We start from the raw sequence: 22,699 nt of genomic DNA on the forward strand, positions 1-22,699 counted from the left end.
GACGGCGACGAAGGAAGACGCAGGACGTCAGGGTCATTTTTTATTTCGGGGGGGCTATCCACTAATTCCAGCGCTTGCATTTTTTATAGCAGGTCAATCACGCAAGCCCATTGGAAGTCCTTGTTCTCAAAAACGAGTTCTTTGGCCTCTGCGGCTGAGCCCACGTTCTGAGGGTAGCCCAGCGGATTTGCCACCACTCGGCATCCGCCAACCTTGTAGTCAAAAGAGTCATGGACGTGGCCATGCAGCCAGAGGTCAGCCTTCGGCAGCAGCTCGCGGAGGTCACTGACAAATGCCGCGTTTACAGGGTCTCCAGCGTACCGCGGGTGCACCGATAGGGGATGAGGCCCGTGGTGAGATATGACCACCGTCTTGCCGTCATAGGACCGATTCAGTTCTTGGGCCAACCAAGCGCGCGCGAGTTCATGTTCGGCCAGTGCTTTCGCCGCGGTAAAGCGCCCCTCTTGGCACACTATGCGCCGATGGTCATTGATTGACAGTTCAGCCTGCTCCATCAACTGGCGCTGTGTGCGATTGAGCTCCAACCGATAGTCAGTCCACAGCGTCGTACCAAGAAACCGAACACCTCCGAAGTCAACCAAATCGTTGTCTATGAAGGTGATGCTTGTGCCTCGCGCTGCTGTACGCAAGTCAATTCGCGTCTGCTCAATTGAATGTCCATAGAATTCATGATTTCCCGCTAGGAACAGCACAGGCACCGGCCAGTCCTGAAACAAGTCGACGGCCTGAGTGCCGTTGCCAATGTCGCCAGCCAAGACCAGCAAGTCCGCGCCATACGCAGGCGATATCAGGCGCTCTCCCGGAAACTCACGCTGAAGGAATTCGAGATGGAGGTCGCTGGCAAGTTGAATTTTCAATTTTTACTTTCGGTTTCGCTATCGTCACAGGGTATTCATTCCAGCCGGAACGGGGCCCCACAAGTCCGGTGCGCCGCGGTGGGCGGAATCTAGGTGCCACGGGCTCGGGTAGTGACGCAACAAGCGGTGGGCCTCTTTGCGAACATCCTCCGGAACTCCTGGGGACTTTGTTGAGTCTTGAAGTTCAAGCAAGAACGCTTTTGTCTGCATCACGGCGCGTGAGCGCTCATCCGGCATAGTCATCGTTAGCTCCTGTGCTCAGATTTAGTGGCAAGTTCGGATGCGGGTGGCGCGAGCCAATGCAGATTGCGTCATGGAAACCGCACCGCGAGGGCAAGCGCCATTGCCAGCACTCCCGCAATAGCGGCCACTGCAGCCAATATCGTGCGGGAGCGCTCTTCGTCTTTCAGTAGGGCTGATATGAGGCGGTTCATGTGTCAGGGTCACTTCATGAAAAGAATGGCTGCGACGGCAGCTGTAAATGCGATAAGCATGCTGAGTGCTATCCCCCAAATGACGATGTTTGCCAGACGCTCTTCGCGTTGCTTCGAAATTTCTGCATCTTCTTGACCAGGCAGCTCGACATGCGAGAACGCCTTGCTCGCAGCTTCTGCAGTGAACAGATGGTCGTTCTTGGGGTCGAAGATGGGGTGGTCGTCAGGAAGGTACATGACCTCCTCTTTTTCTCCGAACTTGCCAAAGCCAAACTGGTCTCTCGGCACGCGCAGTGATAGCAGCCAGGCAGGTGAGCGAAACGGCCAAATCTGGCTGAACCATTGCTCGAATCGAAAGCGCTGGTACTGCCACAGCTCTGCCGCGTCCTCCTTAAAGTTCCGCCAGCCCTGCCATGCTTCGTAGATGCGAAAAGTGGCAATTCGCAGCACGGCTTTAATCAGCTCCTGGAGCGTCATAGCTCCACCCCAGGAACCACAACCCCGGGCAGAGTAGACAACATCGGTACCTCGCCAAGCTCCGCCGGGACGAAATCTGACGATGATGCACCGCAACGGCTGCATTTGAAATATCTGTCAATAGTCGCAATCTGACCCCGCGGTTCTTTTCCTGCGAGATACTCATTCACAGTTGCGACATGTGCCTCGGCCTCAGTGAGAGATATTGCGAAATGCACCCTACCGCAGTCATGGCATTTGTATTGCTTCATTGCGACCCCAGCACGAGACCAGCCGGGCGCACCCCAACTGAATCAGGATGGCCGACTGCAAGTTCGAACCACATCGACCCAAACTCTTCTTCGCAAAACAGTTCTACCGGCTGCACTTCCCCCCTGCCCAACTTGCTGAGTGCGGGTGTACCGTTCGCGTAGCGGTCCCACATAACCACCTGGGCATTTTGGTCCTGCGTTTGCAGGATGGAAATCAGGTCTTCGACAGTCATCTTTGGCTGTCGCTTGGCACCGCCATCAGCTGAACAACCTCGGCGGTCACGTCCAAGATGTCAGAGACCCCCTCTCTCCCGCACCAGAACACGTATTCTTGAGGGGGTACTGTGCCAGGCACGCCAGCCAGGAGGATGTGACGTCCAGCGCCGTCACATCCAATGGCTTGGGCAGGGTCAAAATTCACAATCCTGGCACTAACGTACGGAATCATTGCGCGGTCCGCATATCCGACAAAATGTCTCGTTCGGCGAGGCCGATGGGCGAGCTGCAGTTCGAACACTTGCCACGCTTTAACCACCAGCTGCGGGCGCGCATAGATTGGTTCAACACCCCACCTATCGCCGTCATTTTTCTTTCCAAACATCATCGAGCCAATGTAGCGAAATGGCACGATTCAGGCAACGGAAGCTGGCAGTGACGTGCAACCACTCTGCCAGTAGATATCGAAGGCGTACAGCGGAAAGAACTTGTTTTTTAGCGACCGTCTAAATAGCTGCGGTTTACCAATGGAACTGAGCAACACCCTGGCAATAGAGAAACAAGGGGCATTTCAAGCGCGTCCATTTCAGAGTTTTCTTGCTCCAGCCCTGCAATGCTCTGGCTCTGTTTGTTCTATTCGGGGTATCTGCGGTAACAGGTAACGCGCGGAGGATGCGCATACCCAGGCCTGTCCGCTGCATTCCCTTACCCGGTCGTTCACAGTCGTCGTCACTGGCTATTCCATTGGCAGGAAACTTCTTGACGCTTTCAAAGCGTCCCTTGCCTGAATTATTGCCTTGGCACTCCCTATCCTTGAGTCTTCCTGTTAGAGAAGGAGCGAGGGGAAGGACGCGTGCTCGCGTCCGTGCATTGGGGAAGCATTGGAGTTCCTGGGCAGACAGCGCGCCTGAAGAGCGCGCCTTCTGCTCCTCAGGCACCTGTATTCTTATTAAAGAATAGTCCAGATGCGTCAAATGTACTTATCTCATTGTTTTTATTGGGGATTTTCGCGAACGCTTGTTCGGGATATGCCATGCTTTTGTTCGCCTTAATCCTTGTCATATCGCGAACGCCAGACGGGCTACGCGCGACACGAGCTAAGCCGTCCCGCTCCCATTCAACGCTCCAATTTTCAAGGCGTCCTAATGCAGTAAGAGCAACTTTCACATCACTGCGCCGACGTCGATGCGTCCCCTCTGGAGCCCGTTCCGAACTACCAGGCCACAACCTTTCAATCAGGGTTTCAACCTTAATATTTATGTGATGCCCGCGGCTCAACGTCGTCGAAAAAAACGCATGCAAGGCCATCGGGATATCCTTGCCTAACTCAAGCCGTTCTTGTAGGGACACTTGGGCATAAGGCTGACCAAATAACGACGATGCCAGTCGACAGTTCAGAGCAAGGTTAATCCGACTGTCATCGCTGACCAGCATCACCACAAGGAAAGACTGACGTACCGTTTTATCCGTTCCCGTGGATTTTTCCCAGACCACAACTTCGCACAGTCGCCGAAGTTGCTCCATACGAAGCTCCTGGGCTGAGCCCCCAGTCTCGGTATTGCAGCGTCGATTGAGTTCGTACCAGGTCGTAGACAGCTTTACCGTTTGGCCCGGTGCTCGCTCATCGCCGTTGTTGAGAGTCCTCCAGAGAACCTGCCCCATCTCTGAATTCGCGCCTGCGTTGAGAACGACTGCGTCCTGGAATGCGGAAAATTGTTCCTGAGCCAGCTCCAGCAAGACCAAAAGCAGTGTTTGTTCTGGAATACCCAGGGCAGACTTGGCGGAAAATTTCAAAATTGGACCACCCTCCTTTGGCTGATAAGTCACCCCGAGGGTGGGACGCTCCCCCCGCTTGGGAAGCGGTTTGAACAGGGTGCTTAATCCCACTGGCGGGTGATAGCGCACAACTCTTTGTGCGGGCGGTGCCAACGCGTTCATCCTGCGGCACCAACAGCCTGTACTTTCGCTCTGCGGGTGATGCGCTTGCCTATGGAGGAGGCATGACCTCCATTACTCGCGAGCACCAGCACTCCTCCAGCACGACGCTCCAGCAGGGCTGTTCCCTGCGGTGGCAGGTAGTTTGCTTTCGCAATGTCCACCAGTACAAACCTCCCCCGCTCATCTTCATCAATCCGACGAATTCGCGCAGCCTCTTTAGTCGGCTTGGACAGATTGAGTTGCCAGCGAACACCGTCGGACAGCGCGGTAGAGCCGCGTGCAGCCCCAGCTGCATCACCGTGGCCCATTTGTGTCGACGCTCGATTAACGTGATGAGCGAAGCAAACAGCCGCCTTGGTTCTCGTCGCCAGTTCCCCGAACGTCTGAACCAGCGCCGTCATCGCTCCTGAGTCGTTTTCATCACAGATATGGAACTGCCGAATCGGGTCCAAAATCACAAGCTTCGCTCCCTCACAGGCCGCTGACAGCTGATGAAAACACTCGGTCTTTTCCAGGTCCCGAGACAACAACGAGACACGTGGCAGACCGGCGAGCGGATACAGGTGAAGATTTTCGGACCACAAGTCCATCAGCTCCGCTGCGGAGGCGTCCACACCGAGCAAGTGCCGCTGCTCAGTCAAGGTCACAACCACGGCATGAAGCCTGTGCCAAAACAAATCAACTGACTCCTCCGCCGCCACCATGACAACCCGTCCAGGCTTGCGGGATTTGGCTATATCCGCATCGCCGCCTTCAAAGAGTCCGCCGCAGATGCTCCCGCCGCATGCGACCGCCATCGCCACCTGCAGCTCAAGCATGGTTTTGCCCACGCCTCCAGGTCCCGCCAGCATGCCAACCGTGCCGGCCAGAAGGCCCGGCAGTACATGGTCTTGAGGCGGTGGGCTGGTCGACAACATATGACGAATATTGATACGCTGTGCAAACGGGTTTGGCCTGGTCATGTCGCTCATCGCGGGCCTCCCTGAATTGCCGTGACAGGAGCCACTACCAGCCGCTCGAGCCAGTGCGCTACATCATCTGGGCGCCACCGCAGCATCCTGGTGTGCGGCAATATCAGCCGGGGGGGCACTGCGGCGGGATTGCGACGGATGTCTTTTCTTATTGTTTCTGGACTACGACCAAGCAGTTCCGACAGGTCGTCAAGTGTGTAAAGGGGTTGAATAGTCATTCTTTGGTTCTTTGCCGGTTCGAAGTACACACGACTTGCGCCCGACTGCGCCCTCTCGTGCCGGCTGTTGGCCTCTAACGCCCGCAGCTGACCCGTGTAATCTCCATATTTATATTTCCCGTATTCAATCGGGCGCCAACCGACCAGACAAAGAAAAAGGGCGTGTCCGATAGACACGCCCTGACAAATCAACCAACCAGAAATCCCTACCACCTTCTCCAAAAAACTTCTTTTCTACCTTGCGTCAGTATCCCGGTGACCCGCCACCGCAGCGAACTCGTTTTCGTCATGCACGACGGCCGCCCGCTGCAACCAAAACAGAATATTCGGAAGCTGCCGTGTCCCAAATGAGTCCTGACTGCTGACTTCGCCGTACATGAGAACCAAAGCTTTCTTGGCCTCGAACGGCAGCAAGTGCAAGTCGCCCGGTATTGCTTGCCGAATTTTGTGGTCATCCTGCAGTTCACGTACTGCGCGGTCCACTGCAGCCTCTTCAGTTTCCTCCGGGAAGAGAAAGTCACTGAGCTTTATGCTGTTGGCCAACAGCTTGACTACAGCAGTGCAAGTGCCGAGGTAGCGCGCTATCGCCTCGCACACAGCTTGGCTCAGATTTTCAGTACTCCGAAAACCATTGCGAAGCTGGTTGATGTAGCCATATGTCACTCCCAGCTCTGCGGCCATATCTTGCAAGGTTGAGTTCCTCTTTCGCGCTTCATCCAAAAGCCAGCCCATAACCGGACCACCTGGCGTTTTGTAAATCCTCTCGACCCGCTGCGCCTTGGTTTCGTCAGGGAAAGGGGCGGGATTCTGTTCAAACAGCCTGGTGACCCTGTTGGGGACGGGAACTTTTGAGCCTGGAATTGTGTGCATAAATTGATGTCCTATTTGAAAGCACGAAGTGAGTGCTGCTTCCTATAGGTACCGCATTTCAATTTGCTTTTTGATGACGCTCGCTGGAGGTCTGCGGGGCCCAGGCGGAGTAAGTTACTGCTTTAATTTGGGAGGCTATGGGCGACACCTAGTACTGGCGTTCGCCTAACGCGACCTGCCGGCGCTACCGTGGGCACCTACATGTTCCGCGAGGCGATGACCGTCGTGGGAACAGCGCCTATCTCCGCCTACCTACGCGGAGCTACTGACGATGTATTGAGTAGCATCGCAGTCAACGGTGTCAACCAGCCTGGCAACTCCGGGTGAGGATTCGGGGGTGTGGTCACCTCGACCACCTTTATCCAAACCATTTCGACGGAAGCTCGTGTCCGACAAGTCGACCTTGCAACCACGAAGACCGACCTGGACGCGTTCATGGCTGCGGAGCAGCAGAGGCTTCAAGACTATTCGGCCCACCTGCAGACAGCGCAGACGAGTGTCGACCAAGCGAATCGGGTTCAAAAGGAAGCAGAGGCGCGACTGAATGCTGTTCGGGGCGCATCACGGCGTGCTGCCGGACGAAAGTCAGCGACCGAGGAGCGATTGAAAGCACTTGGCCGCTCGTTGGTCGAAGCGGGCTTTGCAGAGGACGCACGTGAGTCCGATATCGTGTCGGCACTCAAGCCACATGCGCTGGCATGGTCCCGTTGCTGTTGCTCACGTTCAATCGTGGAATGCAACGAACACACAAATGCACCCCACCCACCAATGGCATCCTTCACGCACTTCTTTATGAAGCTATTGTTAGCCGAGCCAGCTAGTTTCTTCTGTTTTGCTGGCAATCTCGCACACAGACTTTGCGACCTCTTTCTTACACTGCCGCGTCAATCGAAATTTTTGTGAATTATTGCCATTAGTGCTGGTAAGCAACATTTATGCAGCACCTTGATTATTTATGACTACTCGAGCGTTACATGCAGTAACCTTGTTCAACAATAGCAATCAAGGGTCTAAGGTGAGGGGATATATTCGCATCGTTGCGGCGTGGGCCTTATACCTTCCATCAGTCTTCTCAGGCATTTCTTATGCCCAAGTTCCCCAAGTCGTATTGGCCGGAGTCGCCTATTCAGGAGACGCGCAGACGATTGCGGCCAGGTTCCCCTATTCCCTCCGGTACGAACAAACGCTGAAATCGGCAGGCGAGTCTCCCTATTCCAAGGTTCGACAAGCCCTTACTCTGGTGCCGCCGACCAACTTGGAAGTGCTGACCTCGCAGATAGACGAGCTTAAAGGGCGTGACCAAGCACTGGTCGCTTCACTCGTTGTGAATTCCGAGACGGTGTCAGTCGAACAATTTGGACAGCTGCGCAAGCTGCTCGTGATGATTCGTGGACAGACATTGTTTTTCGACTTCAAGTCCATGACCGTGGTCCGGTCCTATCCCATCAGTTTTGCCTATATCGACACCCTTGACCGGCAGCCCACTGAAGAAGAAGTTCTTGCACGAGTCAAGCAGGTCTATGAGGGCACCGCGAGCAAGCCAGGGCTATACGCGCGCTTTGCGGGAACACTGGCCAAAGCAACATTGCCGACGAATGTGCCTCGCTACTTGCAGGTCTCCAGGGTGTCCCTGAGCCCGGACGTTCTAAACGCGCTTCCGGACTACCTCAAGAGTTCTCCCACAGTCGCTGAAACCTGGGCGGCTGACTTGGTGAGTGAAGCCCTCTCCACGCGCTTGGGAATTCCCCTCGTCCCGTACAGCAAGGGCTACGCCATAGGAAACGTCATGTCCATGCGGGTTTCGGACAGTACGGTTTTCACTCTGACTCTGCCCAAACCCGACTATGAAATCAGTGTCGACTTCACCGGCCTGAAAAAAATCAAGTACGGCGAAGTCAATGCCGGTGCCAGCTTCATCTATGGAGCCTACGCGACTCTCAAGATTGAAGAACCCCTGTCAGGCACGGCCTACATGAATACCTCACTCAAGAACGGCGAAGTCAAGGTCGTGCCAATGACGCAGACCTATGTGGATGATTTTCCGGCTTTCTACGACTCTCTGAATGGACTGTTCGGAAAGCTCGCAGAAGCCATTGGCGGCAAGGGGAATACTTGGGTAAAGGCTGCCGCAGCCGCACCGGATATCGAATCTCAAATCATTAAAACGAGGGAGCTCATCAACCTATGCCAGTAATTCGCAAACTATTTCTCTTGCTGCTTATGGCAATCGCATCTGTGGCTATGGCCCAGGTTCAGCAAGGCCGGGGGAAGGCGACGGTCTCTTACTCCGGTAAGTCGGCCACCCCCGACATCAAAGCCAAGGCCAACCTTGCTGCACAGCTCAAGGCGGTCGAGTTCTACTACGCAGAGGCTGGTGAGTCCGAAGCTGCTAACTTTGATGCTGTGCGAGACAAAATCATCGCCGACCCGGACCGGTACATTCTCGAAACCACGGTGCTCGCGGAAGAGGATAGCGCCGACAAAAAGCAGTACACCGTGACCGTCAGGGTGTCGCTCAACGTTGCCAACCTGCGTAATGCGGTGAAGGCGAACTCCGCAGTCGCCAAGACGGGTCGTGCTGACAAGTCCCCTTTGACCTTCTTGTTCATCTCCCGGCAGGTTGACTCCGTTAAGGCTTATGACGCGCGGGTCTTCAAGCGGGTTGACGAATCGGTCAAGGTAAACGCTTCCGGCTCAACGTCCAAAACCGGAGTGGAAGGCGAATCCGTGAGCCGCTCGCAGGTGAAGACCAATAGTGCCACTACCGCCCAGGAGAGTGCCGGCGTCAATCGCACTCGAACGGTGGAGACAGGCGGTAGCACGGTACGCAGGTCCAGCGAATCGACTTGGCGCCTTATACCGAGTGCCAACTTGAATCAGGTGTTCACTTCCACCTTCGCGCGCGCGGGGTTCAAAGTCAGCGAAGCAGCATTGGTCGAGCCCTACACCGGTGGCCAGTTCAAGGTTTCGATGGTTGAAGATGACTACAAGTCTGGCAACGACATGAAGTCTGGCACGCTCCAGTCCGTGGTCAGGGGCATGCGCACGGCCCAAATTCCTTACGTTGCGGTGGGGACGCTGGACGTTGGCATGGCCGACCAGGACCCCAGCACGGGGCTTGTGCGTGTCAGTGTCACCGTGAACGCCAAGATTTACGACGTGACGCAGACCATTCCCGACACGATTGCGTCAGTGGGCCCCGTCCAGTACGCAGGCATGGGCCCGACGGAAGACGAGGCGCGCACCAACGCCTTGAAACTCGCAGCCAACAATGCAGCGCGTGAACTCACCAGCCAAGTGACAAATATCGGCGTTCGTTGACTCTCGTCCGCCGCTTTCCCGCAAATTCTCAAGCAGCCTAGATTTGCACTAGGCCTATTTCTTCCGTTTCCGTCATTTCAAACTCAAAGAGACTCTCATGAAAAACAAGCTTTCCACTCTCGCGCTGGCCCTCGCCTTCACCCCGGCCGTTTCCTTTGCACAGTTTTCCATGCCCTCCATTCCGGGCATGGGTAAGAGTGCCGCCGCCCCCTCCGCAGACTTGGGGGGACAGCAAACCCAGTTGGTGCGCGCGTATGTTGCGGCCAACAAGGATGTCCTGACTGCCAACTCCAAGATGGCAGAAGCGCTGGGCCTCAAAGACGCAGCAGTCGCGTCCAAGGCCACTGCGGATTCTCTGACTGAGGGCGCTACGAAAGACAACCTGGACGCGGCCAACAAAGAAGTCAGCGCGTCTACTGACGCCGTAGCCGCTGAACTCAAGAAAGGCCCTCAACTGGACGCTGCTTCGAAGGCGACATTTGGCGTCGGGCTCGTCGCCCTGGCCTCCGGTGTCTCGAAATACGTCGGTGTGGGCAAGAACGTCTCGGACATGGCTTCGGGTCTGAAGGGCGCATCGATGATGCAACTGCCCAGCCTGCAGTCGGCCGTCTCGATTGTTTCCAAATTCCCTGATTCGATGGCCACGGTTTCGAGTGCATTGAAAAATGCTATCGCGTTTGCGAAGAGCAACGACATTCCCGTTCCAGCCGACGCTACCAAAGCCCTGGCCGCCCTGTAAGCACTGAACCCTAACAAGGAACAAGATGCGCCATCAGACCTGCGCAGCCCTGTTGGCTGCAGTTACATTTGTTGCCGGTTGCGGCGACAAAAATGAATCCGCCAAGCCGGCAGCGGTGCCCACCAACATGTCGGCTCCGGTGCCCGATGTTGGCAAGCTCATCAACGTCAAAGTCACGGCGGAGGGTTTTGGTGCATCCGCCTCGGAGGCGGTGTCCGAAGCCATGAAGATGGCCATCTTGCAGGTCAATGGCGCGGCAATCCAGACTGCGAGCATGACCGCCAAGTATGGCCTGGACGTGACGCTCGGCAAGGACTCGGTGTCGCTTCGCGCGAACGAATTCGCAGAGGTTGTAAAACAGCGCTCTGGCGGAGTGATTCAGAACTTCAAGGTGCTGGACCTGCAGGAACCGTCTCTTCTCGCGGGGAAGCGCTACAAGGCGTCAATCGAAGCGGAAATCGCCAAATTCAACGCCTCGGCTGAGATGCAAAAAATCAAGGTCGTCGTGGGCCCGATTCGGTTTGAAAGCGCCAGTCTGCCGATGGGGGACCGTTCTTTACCGTCTGCCGAGGTAGGGACGACCTTGCGGCAGCGCATAAGTGACGCCCTGGTACAAACCGGCCGTTTTGCCGTCCTGGACCGTGAGCTCAGCCCTGAAATAGAGCGCGAACTGGACATGATTGCCACTGGCCAGGCGCCTAGCGCCGAACTGGCCAAGATGTCTCAGGCCGCGAGCGCCGACCTTGTGTGGAGTGCACGGGTCAGCAATCTGTCCTACAACCGGCACGCACGCCAGCTCAAGACCAGCGACCGTGAACTGGTGAGCTATTCAGGCGGCTGGGCGATTTCACAGAAGCTGGTCAACGTGGCTACTCGGCAGGTGACTTCTTCCGACTCCCTCCGCGGGCAAGCCCCGCCGTTGGCGCCAACAACCTTGGGTTCAGGTGTTGACTCGGCGAAGGTTCTTGAAGACATGAGCAGCGAACTGGTCAGCCAGGTGGTCGCATCTATCCTGCGCCGAACGTTCCCGGTGACCGTGGTTTCCTTGGACGGAACCAACGTTGTGCTGAGCCAGGGCGGTCAGGCCATCAGGGAGGGCACCCGCTATGCCATGGTGACCATGGGTAGCGAGATGAAGGACCCGCAGACCGGCCAGAGCCTGGGGCGAGTGGAGTCGCCTTGTTGTGAACTGGTGGTCGAACGCGTCACGCCAAACCTGTCGTACGGCCGCCTGGAAAACGTGCGCTCCAACCTCGAGCAGCTCTCACCTGGGGGATTGCAACTGCGCCAGGAGCTCCCTGCGAGCGCGCAGAAAACCGCTGCTGTGACGCCGTCTCAAGTAGCGCCGGCTCCGGCAATCGCTGATGCCTCTGCGCCCATCCCCGCTAAACAGGGGAATGCGGTCAAGGCTCGGACCTCAAGTGCTGCCGCGCCGGCCGGCCCCGCTCAAGGCCCTGCGAGCAAGACTGATGACAAGTGGTGAGGAAGCTGGCTGCTCAGCCGGGTCAAGCCGTTCTGGAAACATGAATCCGACCAAATTTTTAGCCCTATGAATTACTCTCTAGCGCTTATTCCCTTGCTTGCCGCGTTGGCGGCGTCCAACGCTTTAGCCGCTTGTGAACGGGGTACCAAGGAAGTATTTTCCTGCAGTACCACTAAGGGAAAGCGTATTCAATTGTGCGAGTCACCCGCCGGCATTGAGTATTCCTTTGGGGCACCCGCCAAAGCACCGGAAATCGTGGTCAACGTTCCGCGAGATAAGGCTTCGACCTCTCAGTGGGAGGGGTTCGGCCGGTGGCAAACCTACTCGGTGGATGTCCCCAACGGTGCGACTACCTACCGCATTTTTTCGGGCCACGATTCACAGAGCCCTGACGCGCCGCTTGAAGCTGGAGTGCAAGTTCTCATCAACAGAAAAGACATCGCGACAGTTGCGTGCGTGCCAAAAAGCGTGAACAACCTCATTGAAGGCATCAATCTTAAGAAGACTGCCATGTGAGGTTTTGAGTGCACTTGCGGTGTTCGAGCCCCCTGAAGCTGCTGCAGCGCCAGCCGGTTCCTTTCAAGGACCTGAGAGCAAGACTGACAACAAGTGAAGAAGATGAAAACGTAGCCCGTCGAGCAGCTCGCCTGCGGGCATTTGGACTGTTTAACTATTGATTGGAGCCCTCGGTGAGCGACTTACCCCCGGAACTAAAGCGAAAAGCCCCTGCTCCTGCGGACGCCGACGCGCCTCCGCCCCTGACTGGTGTTGAGGCACCCCCGGAACTCACGACGGATTCCTGGCCAAATCAGAAAATCCTCAAGTACATCTTTTTCCGCAAGCCAAAGGGTTCACCCAGGGCCGGCAAGAAGGAGATGGTTCTACGGGCGACGTGCGGCGTGGTTGGTGCTGTTATGGCGTATTTCTTGATTTTTGGGTCGTCAGCGCTTCCCACTTGCAATAGCGGAAAAACGAAGGACGTGGTCGAGAAAATCATCAACGGGCTCCCCTTGGCTCGTGCGGGCAATACCAAATACGTGACGCTCAAAGATGTTGAGGAAACCGGCTACAACAAAAATGCGGGTATTCGCGGTTGTTCCGCAACGCTGATTACTACTGCGGGAGAGGATTCCTTAGTCTATTCCGTAACCTGGCAGGACAGCGACCGGAAGGGATTCTTGGTTCGGGCGCAGATTCAATGAAAAAACTATCTATAGCCCTGGTGGGCTCGGCACTCGCCTGCAATGCTCTGGCGTTCAATGAGAAAGATGCCGCTCAATTGGTGAAGGCCTACAGCAAGCTTGTGGCATGTCAGCAAGAGGACGACAAGTACACGGCAGTGAAAGTCGACGGCAAGCCAGGTCCGGCTGAGCTCGGCGACCGCTACGTGGTCTTCTGGTACGGCGACATCGGGTGCTCCGGAGGCAATGGAACGATATCCCCGAATTTCACCGTGGTGGAAATGGCGGCGTTCAACACCCCGGTGGTGCTGCCTACCTTTAAAAGGGCCGACATCGCATTGAACGGTGTTACCAAGTTCACGGGCAAGGATGGAAAGATATCCATCGAAGGCGTGACCTATGGGCCAAAGGATAGTCAGCACAACCCCACGCTTCGGGTCAAGTACACCTTGAAGGTGGACGTGTTGGGCTTCGTGAAGCAGTAAACCAGTATTAACAGGGAAAAGGAGAAAAACCATGACATCCAATGACAACCAACTACCCGCGCTACCCGATGACGCTGCGCCGGCTACCGAGCCTCCAGCAGCGGTTGCTGCAGCCTCCGAAGCAATCTGGTTTCACGAAGAGGACGGCAGTCGAAAGGGGCCCTTGACCGAGGCTGAAATGGTTGTGCTCATCGGGTCCGGGAAAGTTACCGGAAGCACAGCTGTCTGGAAGAAAGGATTTCCCGATTGGTTGAAGCTCGAACGTACAGAATTGAAAGCCTATCTCGATGACAAAGCGCCACCCCCTCTTCGGGGAGAGCACATCAACAACACCGTTATCTGGGTCCTCGCATTTGCGCCGTTAATTGGCCTCATGCTGGAGTATTTCGTGGCAGGAATAATTTACCGCAATGGACGCTTGGCCGAACTTGCGGTTGAAAACAACAAATATTGGTTCATCACCGTGGCCCTGAACATCGGCCTTTGCTACTACGACGAGCATCGGTTGAAATTGGCGGGTCACGACACTTCCAAGTTCAAGGGACTCGCGTTCATCGTTCCGGTCTACCTGTATCAGCGGGCGATGGCATTGCATCACAACCTGGCTTACTTCATCGTCTGGATTGCCTGCTTTCTCTTCATCATGGTCGCCTGAGGCAGGCCGGCGACGTAAAACTCAGGAGACATTGATGAAGCTTCGACGCTCCCTCCTTATCGCGGTACCGCTTCTACTCCTTGCTGCAGTCGCCGGCGCAAACTACTTCTTCCTTCAGCGCCACCTGACGCGGGTACTTGATGCCGACCCTCGAAATAAGGGCGTAGAGGCAGTTGTTCACTACAAGTTCTTCGTTCTCCCCTCGACGCTTGTTTTTGACCTTCGGGCGGTGTCTCCGACAAATAGTCCAATAGACGTCGCCCGGGTCCTCCTTCAATTCGCACAGACACAGAAGGAGCAAGCCTTCACCCTGGTTCAGCTCGCTCACAAGGGGACCGAAAAGTTTCAGCTGGACGGGTCGTATTTTCGAACTCTTGGTCAAGAATATGGAACCCAAAACCCGGTTTACACAATGAGAACCCTCGCTGAAAACGTTCGTCATCTCGACGGTTCCTCCGCATTCGGGACCTGGACGGGAGGTTTGCTCGGTGTAATGGGCAAGCAGATGGAAGATTTTCGGCGATTCCATGAGCAGTGGTATATCGACGATTTGACGAAAACGGATGGATAAACCTCGCATAGAGCGGACCTTTAGTTGGAAGCGTTAGCGGCATCGAATGTGATGCATGGCGTCATTCCCGTCGGAGCCTTTCTGCTGGCAGGAACTTCAGCGGCACTCGCCGCCTGGACGCTTCTTCCAAACAGGCCGGTGAATTTCAACATCCGCCCTACCCCCGGTCACCGCTGGGCCGCATCAGTGCATTCGCAATCCCATGTACACATCGGTGCTTCTGGGCGCAGGAGCGCTCGCGTACAGGCGCATGGACATGGCGAGCCGAATCGTTGTCAATCAAGGCGCCGAAGTGATACTGCTTACTTGGCTTGGGGATGCCGCCAACGAGGCCATTGCCTGTCTGTTGATTCGGCGGGGATTCACCGCTACCCCTTCGGGTCCCGGCGTTGAGGTGCTCAAGGGCAAGCACACCGCAGATGACGTGCTGGGCGCACTCATAGATGCTGCGATAGACGAGCCGCCGCCCCTCGACATGCTTTTCGCGGATGTGAAGAACCTGCAACGCGAAAAGTGAGACTGGGCACTTCCGGGCGAGCTCTTGCGTAAGGCGTATGCAAGCCATTACCTGGATTTGGACCAGGCGTTGGAGTGGACGAAGACCCTGCAGGCAGCCCAAGCATAGCGAGGCAGAGAAAGTTACCCACGCGAAGTGTTACTTACGCTGTGGATAACTGGCTGAACAAGTCCCGAAAACGGCGTCAGCAATGGGTTTGCCTGCGATGCTTATAAATTAAGCAGCCCGAATGATTCAGAAAACCCACTAAAGCCATTGCCGTCGATTTGAGCCAATCCATAAGCGGCAAAGGGCTCCCGAAAGAGACTGACATGGCACCCGTTGCTATTGTTCCCGTTCAATCGTAGAAGGCAACGAACGCCCAAAGGCACCTCACCCGCCAACGGCGTCCTTAACGCATTTCTTCGTGAAGCTGTTTTTAGCCGCGCCGGCGAGCTTCTTTTCCTTGCTTGAAATTTCGCAAGTAGCTGCCGCATCCTTCTCACACTTTTTCATGAACGAATTCTTGGCAGCACCAGCAAGCTTCTTGCTGGCAGCATTTGCGCTACAAGTAGAGTCCTGCGCAAACGCTGTGCCAGAAACTATGAGCGCGGCACCGAGGACGATTGCTTTGAACATGTGAGACTCCATTTTTCAAGGTTTGACAAGGCCAGGCAGAGTTGCTGATGAGAAGCTTTGTGAGGGTTGCCTTCACAGCTGGAATCTATCCGAACTTTTGGGGTCCGTCAGCAGTTGAATCTAAGGCTGTTGCGAGATTGCATCGCCCCCTGCCAGTGATGAAGTGGACCGGGATTTCCGTGGAACTTGGTCAATGCCCGACCAAAGCCTCACCAAAGGGCCGAGTCCTGCATTTCCATCAGTCGCCTACGCTGCCGATTGCGCAACCATACCCGAGCGACCCAAGCGGCAACAACAATTCCGAGTCCTGCGGCCAGCAGGACCCCTGTTGAAATCGAATTCCAGACAGCACCAGACGCCCACAGTGTTATGGCCCCCGCCGCTACTGCCAACACGACAATTCCGATTGCCAGTCTCATCCTTGAACGCGCCTTCTGTATTTCACTGATGAACATGGTAGTCGGGGTGCGACTCGCTGGGACATTGGGCAATTTATTATTGATTTAATGTCGCTTTTGGGTGAATTGCCAAAGATTTTCCCTCTCCAGACACCTCCACCCCGGTTACCGCGGTTACCCCCCAACGGCAACAGACAGTAAACTGCCATCGACCTGCAAAAATCCAGGCAGACTCTGCTTATCTCGCTACGGCCCCCCTAGCCTTGACCCATCCGCGGCTTTGCAGAGCGCGTAAAAGAACGTCGCTTCCCCCGGTCCCGTCAATTTCCCGGGAAATTTCTAGCCAAACTTCATAGATTTTTGACCTCCGAGCTCCGTCGACGGGCGCATGGCCATAGTGCCCGTCACGAACTGCTCTGGCAGCCGCGCGGATTGACTTCAGCGCATCCTCCAGCGGGTCCGCATCCCGCAGGTCTGGCCTTTGGGACAGTGCCCCCGAGGTTCCACCAAAACTCTTAACTGTTGCCAGAACGTCTGTCAGGACCTTAATGCGCCCGTGCGGGACAACAGCATCAGTACTCAGTGAGGCTGCCTCGCGAACAAGTTTCGTTGCCTCGTCCAGACGCCATACTGGGTCTCTTCGCGAATGCTCCGCCTGAGCCAGCCGGCGCTCGTAAGCCACGATGGCAGGCTGAACAAGGCTTGTTTGGACATAAGAAGCTTCCTCGTTAGACAGCCGGGCTGCAAGCTGGTCCTGAATCTCCAGTGCATCGGCAGGAAGGCTTCCGACAAACGTCTGCCGAGAAAACCCGTGGCTATTGCCTTCAGCGCCCTTCTTTATCCAGGCCGAGCGGTAGAGCATCGCTCGCTGGCCTCGTATTTTGATGTGCATTGCTGTTCTCCAAAGTGATGACGCAATGTGTAGTCACCAGTGGCACAAGACCGCTGCCACGGTGCTCCTGATGGAAACGCATCCAAAGTTTCTAGACAAAAAAAAGCGGGCTCACACATGGTGAGCCCGCCGAATCAATGTCTTGTATCCGTTGAGGGTCCGACCGAGTCGATAACCGCCCCCAATTTCGTACGCAAAAAGAAGGCGTCTAAAAACGATGCTGCACCTACCGGACAACTCATCATCTCGACTATATTTATTCCATCCTCATATGCGATTTCAAAAAGTGGCAAAACTGCTTTCATACGAAGCAAAGCTTCCTCGATATCGCTAGCCTCGACTACGAAAACCAGCTGCCGGGTTTCTTCTATGAAGACTCCATAATGCTTCTTAGCACCCTGTAGCGGGTCTGGAAGAATACGCTTCGTCATAAGTTCAACCCCCTCTCTTCTCGCTGAAAAACCGGGTTAGTGCCCGGGATGGCATCACAACAGAAACGCTCACGTCAGTCACGAACTCACCTCGCCGCAGGCTCGGGACCTGCTTTGGCTGATTCACCGCGCTGATGACCATAGGCAGCTCGGCAATGACGTCGTGCAATGTTTCCTTAGGGAGAGGGGTCGTCATTGCTAGAAGCGGTGCAAATGCCAGTGCGCTCAATGGACAGTGCAGCAAAACTGCATCATCTTTGCCTTCGTTTCCAAAAAGCATACTCAGCTCGGCACGTTGCAGTCCGAGCAGGAGCTCTTCAACTTTGGGCTCATAGAGAGGAAGCAAAAATCTATGCGCCAGGCCCAAGATTTGATGGCTAAGAACAGCGTAGCTGCCACCAGCCGGAGAGTTAAAGGCAGTGAGTCGGACTGCCGAAGCATCCCGGTGCTCTGCGTTCAGCATCTCAAAAAGCTTGCTTCTGACATCGCCGCATACATACCACTTCCCATTTGTCCACGCTTGTACAGCCGAGGGACGGCCTAGGGTTGCATGCTGAACCTCGGAAGGGTCCATGATTCGAGCGGGAAAGAAAGACCCGGGCATTCCATGGTGTTCATCTACCAGGATGGGCTGCATTGTTTCTTGATTGTTCATAGATGTCCTATAGGTCGCGTCGAATCGACGTACAACCTATAGCAACCATACGAAACTCACTGCGGTTGCTGCCTGCCGTAGCAAATTCAGCGCCTGTTTAATCTTGTGGCATCAAAACCGAAACATCAACTCCACAGACTTCCTCAGAATTCAGGCTTGGCATCAAATCCAAGGTAAGCATCTCCGAGATTACTGACGGAAACTCGCGAACGAAATCCTTCTGTTTCCGATGGTCAAGCGCTCGGCTCATGGCTCGCGCTGGCATGAATTGCTTGAGGGTGAGCCGACAGTCGTACAACATGCCCTCGCGAAGTTCGCCAGCGCTTTCAAGATAGATATTCAGCGACTCCTTCGTTGCGGACGCTAAGAGTTCAACCACTTTTTGATTGAACATTGGAAGGACGAATCTGTGCTGGTGTGGGCCAACTTGGCAAGTGACCACCCCATATGCCGCGCCAGCAGGAGTCGGGAAAGCCGAAAATTGGGCCGCGATGTCGATGCCAGCATTCGCCTTGAATGCCGAATACATTTCCTCGTTGACAGCTCCAACAAGCATCCACAAGCCTTTCAGCTTGTGACGCGCCTCGGATGGGTAATCTTTGAAAGCAACATTAACCTCGACTGGATTCAATAAAACCGCTGTGTGCAGTCGAGGACGTTTCTTGGTCGACAGTGTGAGAAATGGGAAAGTGTCGACGGTGGACTTTTTCATATGTGGTTCCTAATTGCGCGGTATGCGCTCTTTTGTGTAGGCACCACGAAAGCCACGTTTCAAATGACGGTTGAGGGAGCCCTCGTCATTGTTCAGAACGGTTTCTAGAAACACCCTGCCCGAGGCCACCAAACGGCAGCTCCCGGTGGTGCTAGTGGAAGGACGGCGCGGTGTTCAGCCGCGTGCATCGCTGAGGCACTTCGCGACGTACACGTGGGGCGACATCATTGATGCCACGGTTAGGAGGAGACGCATGCACACGACTGGGTCGGCGAAGGCGGTGCGAACCGCCGCCGTCCCTGCGCATGCAGACATTGGAGGACGGGGAATCACGAAGTCGATTCCAGGCTGGCGGCCGGGGGCCCCATGCTTCACCGATGGAACAATTGATGTGAAGTGTGGGGAAAGCCGCGACAGCTCGGCATGCAGGAAGAACAGTTGCGCAAGCCGTCCCAGGAAGAACATTCAGCTTAGAAAAAACATTCCGGGACGGCGGCGGTTCGCCCCGGCGTAGCCGGCCGGTAGTACAGCGGCATTGATGAACGTCGTGTCGAATACGTGACTGACACCCGCACCCCTGCGGGTGAGGCGCACAGAGGGGGGAGAACAGTTGCCCCCTGCCCTCTGAGCGCCGTGCAGGCAACCCTTGTTGATGCCAGCGGTGGCCTAGCAGGAACGTGGTGTGCTGGCTTTTGGCATTGGGTGGCGCCGTTATTAGGCGATGGCTACACGTGGTCAACACGCTGATTCTGACGAGCTCAATTCGTCAGAGTCAGCGACTTTGAAAACAGCCACCACGGAGCCTGCGAACATGAAAATGCATACGAGAGAACCAAATGCCCTGCCACTGGATACACCCAAGGTTCACCAGGAGGCACCTGACGCAGTCGTTGGGTGTGCGCATGCGAATGCCACTGAGGAAGGGATTGAAGTCCACTCAGACCATGGCCACGATGTCACTGCGCCTCAGAAAACCAGTTCTTTGAGTTCCAATGGTGAGGGAAACCCGGCACCTCGCACGCCATCGCGCGGCCTAGCAGCCGATATTTCGACGACGCAATTGAAGCAGCGAATCTGGCTTCGCGCACTACTGACAGCCAATCGCTTCAGGGTAATACGGACGATTGACATCGCAGTGTGCTGCAATGCAGAACGCCCTTACAAGGCAGCGTTAACGGCCGCGCAAAGGGCAATGCGAGGCATGGTGAAGGCAGAGCTCCTTCGTCGATATCGCACCGACCGGTTTCAAACTGTCTATGGCATAACTCAAAAAGGGGTCAATTGGCTGGATGAGGCTGGCCACGATGCATCGTCATCTGTCCGCCGAGTAAGCGACATGACCAATCCGGAGCACCGTCTTTGGGCACAATTTTGGGTTCTGGCCTGTGAGGCGCGGGGACTCAAGGCGATGACCGAACAAGAGCTCCTGCAAGAGCTCAACAAAAACGTTAAGCCTAGCCAACCAGCCATACAGGGCCTGTTGACCGTCACAACAACGCGCGGGAAAAGGGCCAGCACTATCCAACTCCGGCCGGATGCTGTTGCACTTGAGCAGGACGGAACAACATGGCTCGAGGTTGACCGCAGCAAACGCGGCTCTGACCGGGAAGCGTCTTTGGCAGCACTTGGAAGTTCAGTGGGACGCGTACTGAAAGACGGCAACACACTGCGTCGGGTGCTCGTGTTTTGCAAGACCGAACGTATCCGCAAAAGAGCCATTGCAGTACTTGAGGGTTTGGCACAAGCCAACAACGCCGAGGTGTTAATCGCCAGTCGACGTCACTTCCGGGAAGTCGAGCCTGGAACATATGCCGTGTGGTCAGCGCTCGAATCGAAGCTTTGCGACGGCCGCACCGAGCTCGTGGACACACTACTGGGTCACGTCATCGTCCAGTTGCTGCCAATCTGGCTGCCAAGAGTCCGCATTGACTCAAAAAACATGTTTTCCATGGCCGGATGGTTCGACGAAAACTACTTGCCGTATCGGAGGCCAGCGTCGATGCCGGCATGGACAGTCAGTAAGTCTCCACTGCTTGAGCCGCCTAAAGCACCGCAAATATAAATCCGAAGTGCTTAACGAAGGACCATCCACTCTGAGTCTGGTTCCTCATGTCCACCGAAGCTTCCGACCGTCCGCATGTCAAGTCCCCCTCACACAAAGCCGGCAGGTCAGTTTTGAGTATCTGCATCCCATTTTCACAGAGTGACCAGCTGATATTGATTCGCGGATTGCCGGGCAGCGGCAAGAGCACTAGGGCCAAAGGGCTGGCGATGGTTGGTTTCGAGCACTTTGAAGCCGACATGTTTTTCGAGCGCGATGGCGTCTATGAATACGACTCCTCTCGAATCAGAGACGCCCACGCATGGTGTCAAAAAATGGCCCGGCAGGCATTGGCGTGCGGAAAGCGAGTAGTGGTGAGCAATACCTTCACGCGGCTGCAGGAGATGGAGCCCTACCGGACCATGGCGGAACGGGTGCGTGTGGTTGAGGTGAGGGGCAATTGGGGAAACCTACACGGAGTCCCGGCGGCTGCCGTTCAACGAATGGCTGAGCGATGGGAAGCCCCGCTCGACGAAGCCAGCGCCACGCATGTCAGCGGGCACGCACAGACTTGAAACGTCCATCGTAAACCAACATCCTGACAAAAATGCTTAGAAACACCAGGTTCACAATTGACGAAACCTCGGATATTCGTGACTCGCTTCCCTTCCTTACAGGAGAATGCAATGAAACATCACTTTTTGTGCTCTACGGGGTTCTCAGGACTTCATCACCCTTACCGGAGGGAGTAGAACCAGGCCAGCGCGGACAATGTTACTCATCCGCTGGAAATTTGGTTCTCACACGCCCGGAGGAGTTTGTCTATTGTGAGGGTTGGGCGACGAGCTCAATGGGATTACCCTTGCAGCATGCATGGTGCCTTGACCAACGTGGCAATGTGGTCGACCCGACCTGGCCACATCGCGAAAATGCCCAATATCTCGGCATCCCGATTAAGACAACTGCGTTGCTAGAACACGTCTCAAACACGCTACATTGGGGCATATTTACAAGAGGCATTCCAGATGCATTCGCTGCCTCTCCAGAGAGCTTCATCGAGCCCAATGTACCGAACGCTCCCTAATCAGGGGAACAAAATCGCTAAGTCGAGTGTGGATTTATGTTCGACTCCAACTCAAGGGTTAGGTCAATATGGGCTGCATCGGCGGCAACCTCGCCGCGTGCACGGCTGATACCGTTGGTAGGGAACATGCTTTTCAACTGCCCCGGCACCGAATTCAGGTCTCTTAAGTCAATCGTCGAAACACAGACTCGCTGGTTCAGGCTAAGCTCACAATCTACACCATCTACACCATCTACACCATTGACCCAATACTCAGCTCGCCTCGGCCTCCATTCCCCGAGTTCACTGTGATGCGGATACAGGAGCAAGACCTCTGGGGAGGCGTATTGGGTCGAATAGGCGTACATCTGATATACGTCTGTTGAGGTCACTCCCTCCCGGTATCCCTGCTCTTTGAGGCGCTTCCACTTAGTGTCGACGATGAAAGCAATCTGACCCGCCTTGCTTGCCAAGATATCTGGTTTCACCGTTCAGGAAAGCCTTCCAAAATGGTGTTTGGTACGCATTGATGCCAGCAACACGCATTCTCTGGCCGGGTGGTTTGGGGAGAACTATTTGCCTTACAGGCGACCAGAATCGCTTGGGCCATGGAGGGTGCCAGTTTCGCCACTTGCTGCACCTCAAGAGATAACAGAGTGGGACGTGGACCATTCGGCGGGAGCA

The 22,699-nt window shown here is 55.5% G+C and carries 26 protein-coding genes; 13 read left to right on the forward strand and 13 right to left on the reverse strand.

Features of this window, described 5'->3' with window-relative positions:
• Positions 1 to 83: 83 nt before the first annotated feature.
• The 7 genes from PSV40_RS15620 to PSV40_RS15645 form a co-directional block, all read right to left on the reverse strand.
• Entirely contained in the window at positions 84 to 878 is a 795-nt protein-coding gene (locus PSV40_RS15620; protein ID WP_300539503.1) for a metallophosphoesterase, read from the reverse strand.
• 24 nt (positions 879 to 902) lie between these two features.
• On the reverse strand, positions 903 to 1,121 hold the full coding sequence (locus PSV40_RS22865) for a BPSL0761 family protein (RefSeq protein ID WP_366915027.1): 219 nt from the start codon (positions 1,119 to 1,121) through the stop codon (positions 903 to 905).
• Between the two features lie 200 nt (positions 1,122 to 1,321).
• Entirely contained in the window at positions 1,322 to 1,789 is a 468-nt protein-coding gene (locus PSV40_RS15625; RefSeq protein ID WP_300539507.1) for a hypothetical protein, read from the reverse strand.
• Between the two features lie 247 nt (positions 1,790 to 2,036).
• The gene (locus PSV40_RS15630) at positions 2,037 to 2,273 is read right to left on the reverse strand and encodes a hypothetical protein (protein WP_300539509.1); all 237 of its coding nucleotides are present in this window, start codon (positions 2,271 to 2,273) and stop codon (positions 2,037 to 2,039) included.
• A 913-nt stretch (positions 2,274 to 3,186) separates the two neighbouring features.
• Positions 3,187 to 4,194 carry a replication protein C, IncQ-type gene (gene repC, locus PSV40_RS15635; RefSeq protein WP_300539511.1) on the reverse strand — a complete coding sequence of 336 codons (1,008 nt, stop codon included), beginning with the start codon at positions 4,192 to 4,194 and terminating at the stop codon, positions 3,187 to 3,189.
• On the reverse strand, positions 4,191 to 5,165 hold the full coding sequence (locus PSV40_RS15640) for a helicase RepA family protein (RefSeq protein ID WP_300539514.1): 975 nt from the start codon (positions 5,163 to 5,165) through the stop codon (positions 4,191 to 4,193). Before PSV40_RS15640 ends, repC begins: the two co-directional genes overlap by 4 nt.
• A 452-nt stretch (positions 5,166 to 5,617) precedes the next feature.
• Positions 5,618 to 6,253 carry a helix-turn-helix transcriptional regulator gene (locus tag PSV40_RS15645; RefSeq protein ID WP_300539517.1) on the reverse strand — a complete coding sequence of 212 codons (636 nt, stop codon included), beginning with the start codon at positions 6,251 to 6,253 and terminating at the stop codon, positions 5,618 to 5,620.
• Positions 6,254 to 6,592: 339 nt separating this feature from the next.
• Between PSV40_RS15645 and PSV40_RS15650 the strand changes: the two genes are divergently transcribed.
• The 11 genes from PSV40_RS15650 (at position 6,593) to PSV40_RS15700 (ending at position 15,205) form a co-directional block, all read left to right on the forward strand.
• Complete coding sequence (locus PSV40_RS15650; RefSeq protein ID WP_300539520.1) at positions 6,593 to 7,156, forward strand: hypothetical protein; 564 nt, start codon at positions 6,593 to 6,595, stop codon at positions 7,154 to 7,156.
• 82 nt (positions 7,157 to 7,238) lie between these two features.
• Positions 7,239 to 8,447: a hypothetical protein gene (locus tag PSV40_RS15655; protein WP_300539523.1), complete on the forward strand. Its 1,209-nt coding sequence runs from the start codon at positions 7,239 to 7,241 to the stop codon at positions 8,445 to 8,447.
• Positions 8,448 to 8,473: 26 nt separating this feature from the next.
• Positions 8,474 to 9,574 carry a hypothetical protein gene (locus PSV40_RS15660; RefSeq protein WP_300539526.1) on the forward strand — a complete coding sequence of 367 codons (1,101 nt, stop codon included), beginning with the start codon at positions 8,474 to 8,476 and terminating at the stop codon, positions 9,572 to 9,574.
• A 97-nt stretch (positions 9,575 to 9,671) separates the two neighbouring features.
• Positions 9,672 to 10,313 carry a hypothetical protein gene (locus tag PSV40_RS15665; RefSeq protein ID WP_300539528.1) on the forward strand — a complete coding sequence of 214 codons (642 nt, stop codon included), beginning with the start codon at positions 9,672 to 9,674 and terminating at the stop codon, positions 10,311 to 10,313.
• 25 nt (positions 10,314 to 10,338) lie between these two features.
• The gene (locus PSV40_RS15670; protein WP_300539531.1) at positions 10,339 to 11,796 is read left to right on the forward strand and encodes a CsgG/HfaB family protein; all 1,458 of its coding nucleotides are present in this window, start codon (positions 10,339 to 10,341) and stop codon (positions 11,794 to 11,796) included.
• 66 nt (positions 11,797 to 11,862) lie between these two features.
• Entirely contained in the window at positions 11,863 to 12,312 is a 450-nt protein-coding gene (locus tag PSV40_RS15675; protein ID WP_300539534.1) for a hypothetical protein, read from the forward strand.
• A 173-nt stretch (positions 12,313 to 12,485) separates the two neighbouring features.
• Positions 12,486 to 12,998, forward strand: coding sequence for a hypothetical protein (locus PSV40_RS15680; protein ID WP_300539537.1), 513 nt, complete (start codon positions 12,486 to 12,488; stop codon positions 12,996 to 12,998).
• Positions 12,995 to 13,462 carry a hypothetical protein gene (locus tag PSV40_RS15685; protein ID WP_300539538.1) on the forward strand — a complete coding sequence of 156 codons (468 nt, stop codon included), beginning with the start codon at positions 12,995 to 12,997 and terminating at the stop codon, positions 13,460 to 13,462. The genes PSV40_RS15680 and PSV40_RS15685 overlap by 4 nt, the downstream gene beginning before the upstream one ends.
• Before the next feature lie 31 nt (positions 13,463 to 13,493).
• Complete coding sequence (locus tag PSV40_RS15690; RefSeq protein WP_300539539.1) at positions 13,494 to 14,117, forward strand: DUF4339 domain-containing protein; 624 nt, start codon at positions 13,494 to 13,496, stop codon at positions 14,115 to 14,117.
• 34 nt (positions 14,118 to 14,151) lie between these two features.
• Positions 14,152 to 14,688 carry a hypothetical protein gene (locus PSV40_RS15695; RefSeq protein WP_300539542.1) on the forward strand — a complete coding sequence of 179 codons (537 nt, stop codon included), beginning with the start codon at positions 14,152 to 14,154 and terminating at the stop codon, positions 14,686 to 14,688.
• Between the two features lie 202 nt (positions 14,689 to 14,890).
• Positions 14,891 to 15,205 carry a hypothetical protein gene (locus PSV40_RS15700; protein WP_300539545.1) on the forward strand — a complete coding sequence of 105 codons (315 nt, stop codon included), beginning with the start codon at positions 14,891 to 14,893 and terminating at the stop codon, positions 15,203 to 15,205.
• A 372-nt stretch (positions 15,206 to 15,577) separates the two neighbouring features.
• Here PSV40_RS15700 and PSV40_RS15705 read toward each other — a convergent pair whose 3' ends face one another.
• The 5 genes from PSV40_RS15705 to PSV40_RS15725 form a co-directional block, all read right to left on the reverse strand.
• Complete coding sequence (locus tag PSV40_RS15705) at positions 15,578 to 15,823, reverse strand: hypothetical protein (RefSeq protein ID WP_300539547.1); 246 nt, start codon at positions 15,821 to 15,823, stop codon at positions 15,578 to 15,580.
• A gap of 636 nt (positions 15,824 to 16,459) precedes the next feature.
• Positions 16,460 to 17,113 carry a hypothetical protein gene (locus tag PSV40_RS15710; protein ID WP_300539550.1) on the reverse strand — a complete coding sequence of 218 codons (654 nt, stop codon included), beginning with the start codon at positions 17,111 to 17,113 and terminating at the stop codon, positions 16,460 to 16,462.
• A 134-nt stretch (positions 17,114 to 17,247) separates the two neighbouring features.
• Positions 17,248 to 17,544 (reverse strand): hypothetical protein, encoded by a 297-nt coding sequence (locus PSV40_RS15715; protein ID WP_300539553.1) that lies wholly within the window; start codon positions 17,542 to 17,544, stop codon positions 17,248 to 17,250.
• A gap of 4 nt (positions 17,545 to 17,548) precedes the next feature.
• Positions 17,549 to 18,199: a hypothetical protein gene (locus PSV40_RS15720; protein WP_300539554.1), complete on the reverse strand. Its 651-nt coding sequence runs from the start codon at positions 18,197 to 18,199 to the stop codon at positions 17,549 to 17,551.
• Positions 18,200 to 18,296: 97 nt separating this feature from the next.
• Positions 18,297 to 18,911 carry a hypothetical protein gene (locus PSV40_RS15725; protein ID WP_300539556.1) on the reverse strand — a complete coding sequence of 205 codons (615 nt, stop codon included), beginning with the start codon at positions 18,909 to 18,911 and terminating at the stop codon, positions 18,297 to 18,299.
• An 811-nt stretch (positions 18,912 to 19,722) separates the two neighbouring features.
• Here PSV40_RS15725 and PSV40_RS15730 point away from each other — a divergent pair.
• Complete coding sequence (locus PSV40_RS15730) at positions 19,723 to 20,973, forward strand: hypothetical protein (RefSeq protein ID WP_300539559.1); 1,251 nt, start codon at positions 19,723 to 19,725, stop codon at positions 20,971 to 20,973.
• Positions 20,974 to 21,020: 47 nt separating this feature from the next.
• A complete protein-coding gene (locus PSV40_RS15735) occupies positions 21,021 to 21,527 on the forward strand; it encodes an AAA family ATPase (RefSeq protein WP_300539561.1) in 507 nt (168 codons plus the stop codon).
• A 526-nt stretch (positions 21,528 to 22,053) separates the two neighbouring features.
• On the opposite strand, the gene PSV40_RS22870 is transcribed toward PSV40_RS15735, so the two are convergent.
• Positions 22,054 to 22,503: a hypothetical protein gene (locus PSV40_RS22870; protein ID WP_366915029.1), complete on the reverse strand. Its 450-nt coding sequence runs from the start codon at positions 22,501 to 22,503 to the stop codon at positions 22,054 to 22,056.
• Positions 22,504 to 22,699 lie beyond the last annotated feature (196 nt).

Origin of the sequence: Polaromonas sp. (genome assembly GCF_029945925.1) — a bacterium.
In the GTDB taxonomy this organism is placed as follows: domain Bacteria; phylum Pseudomonadota; class Gammaproteobacteria; order Burkholderiales; family Burkholderiaceae_C; genus Polaromonas.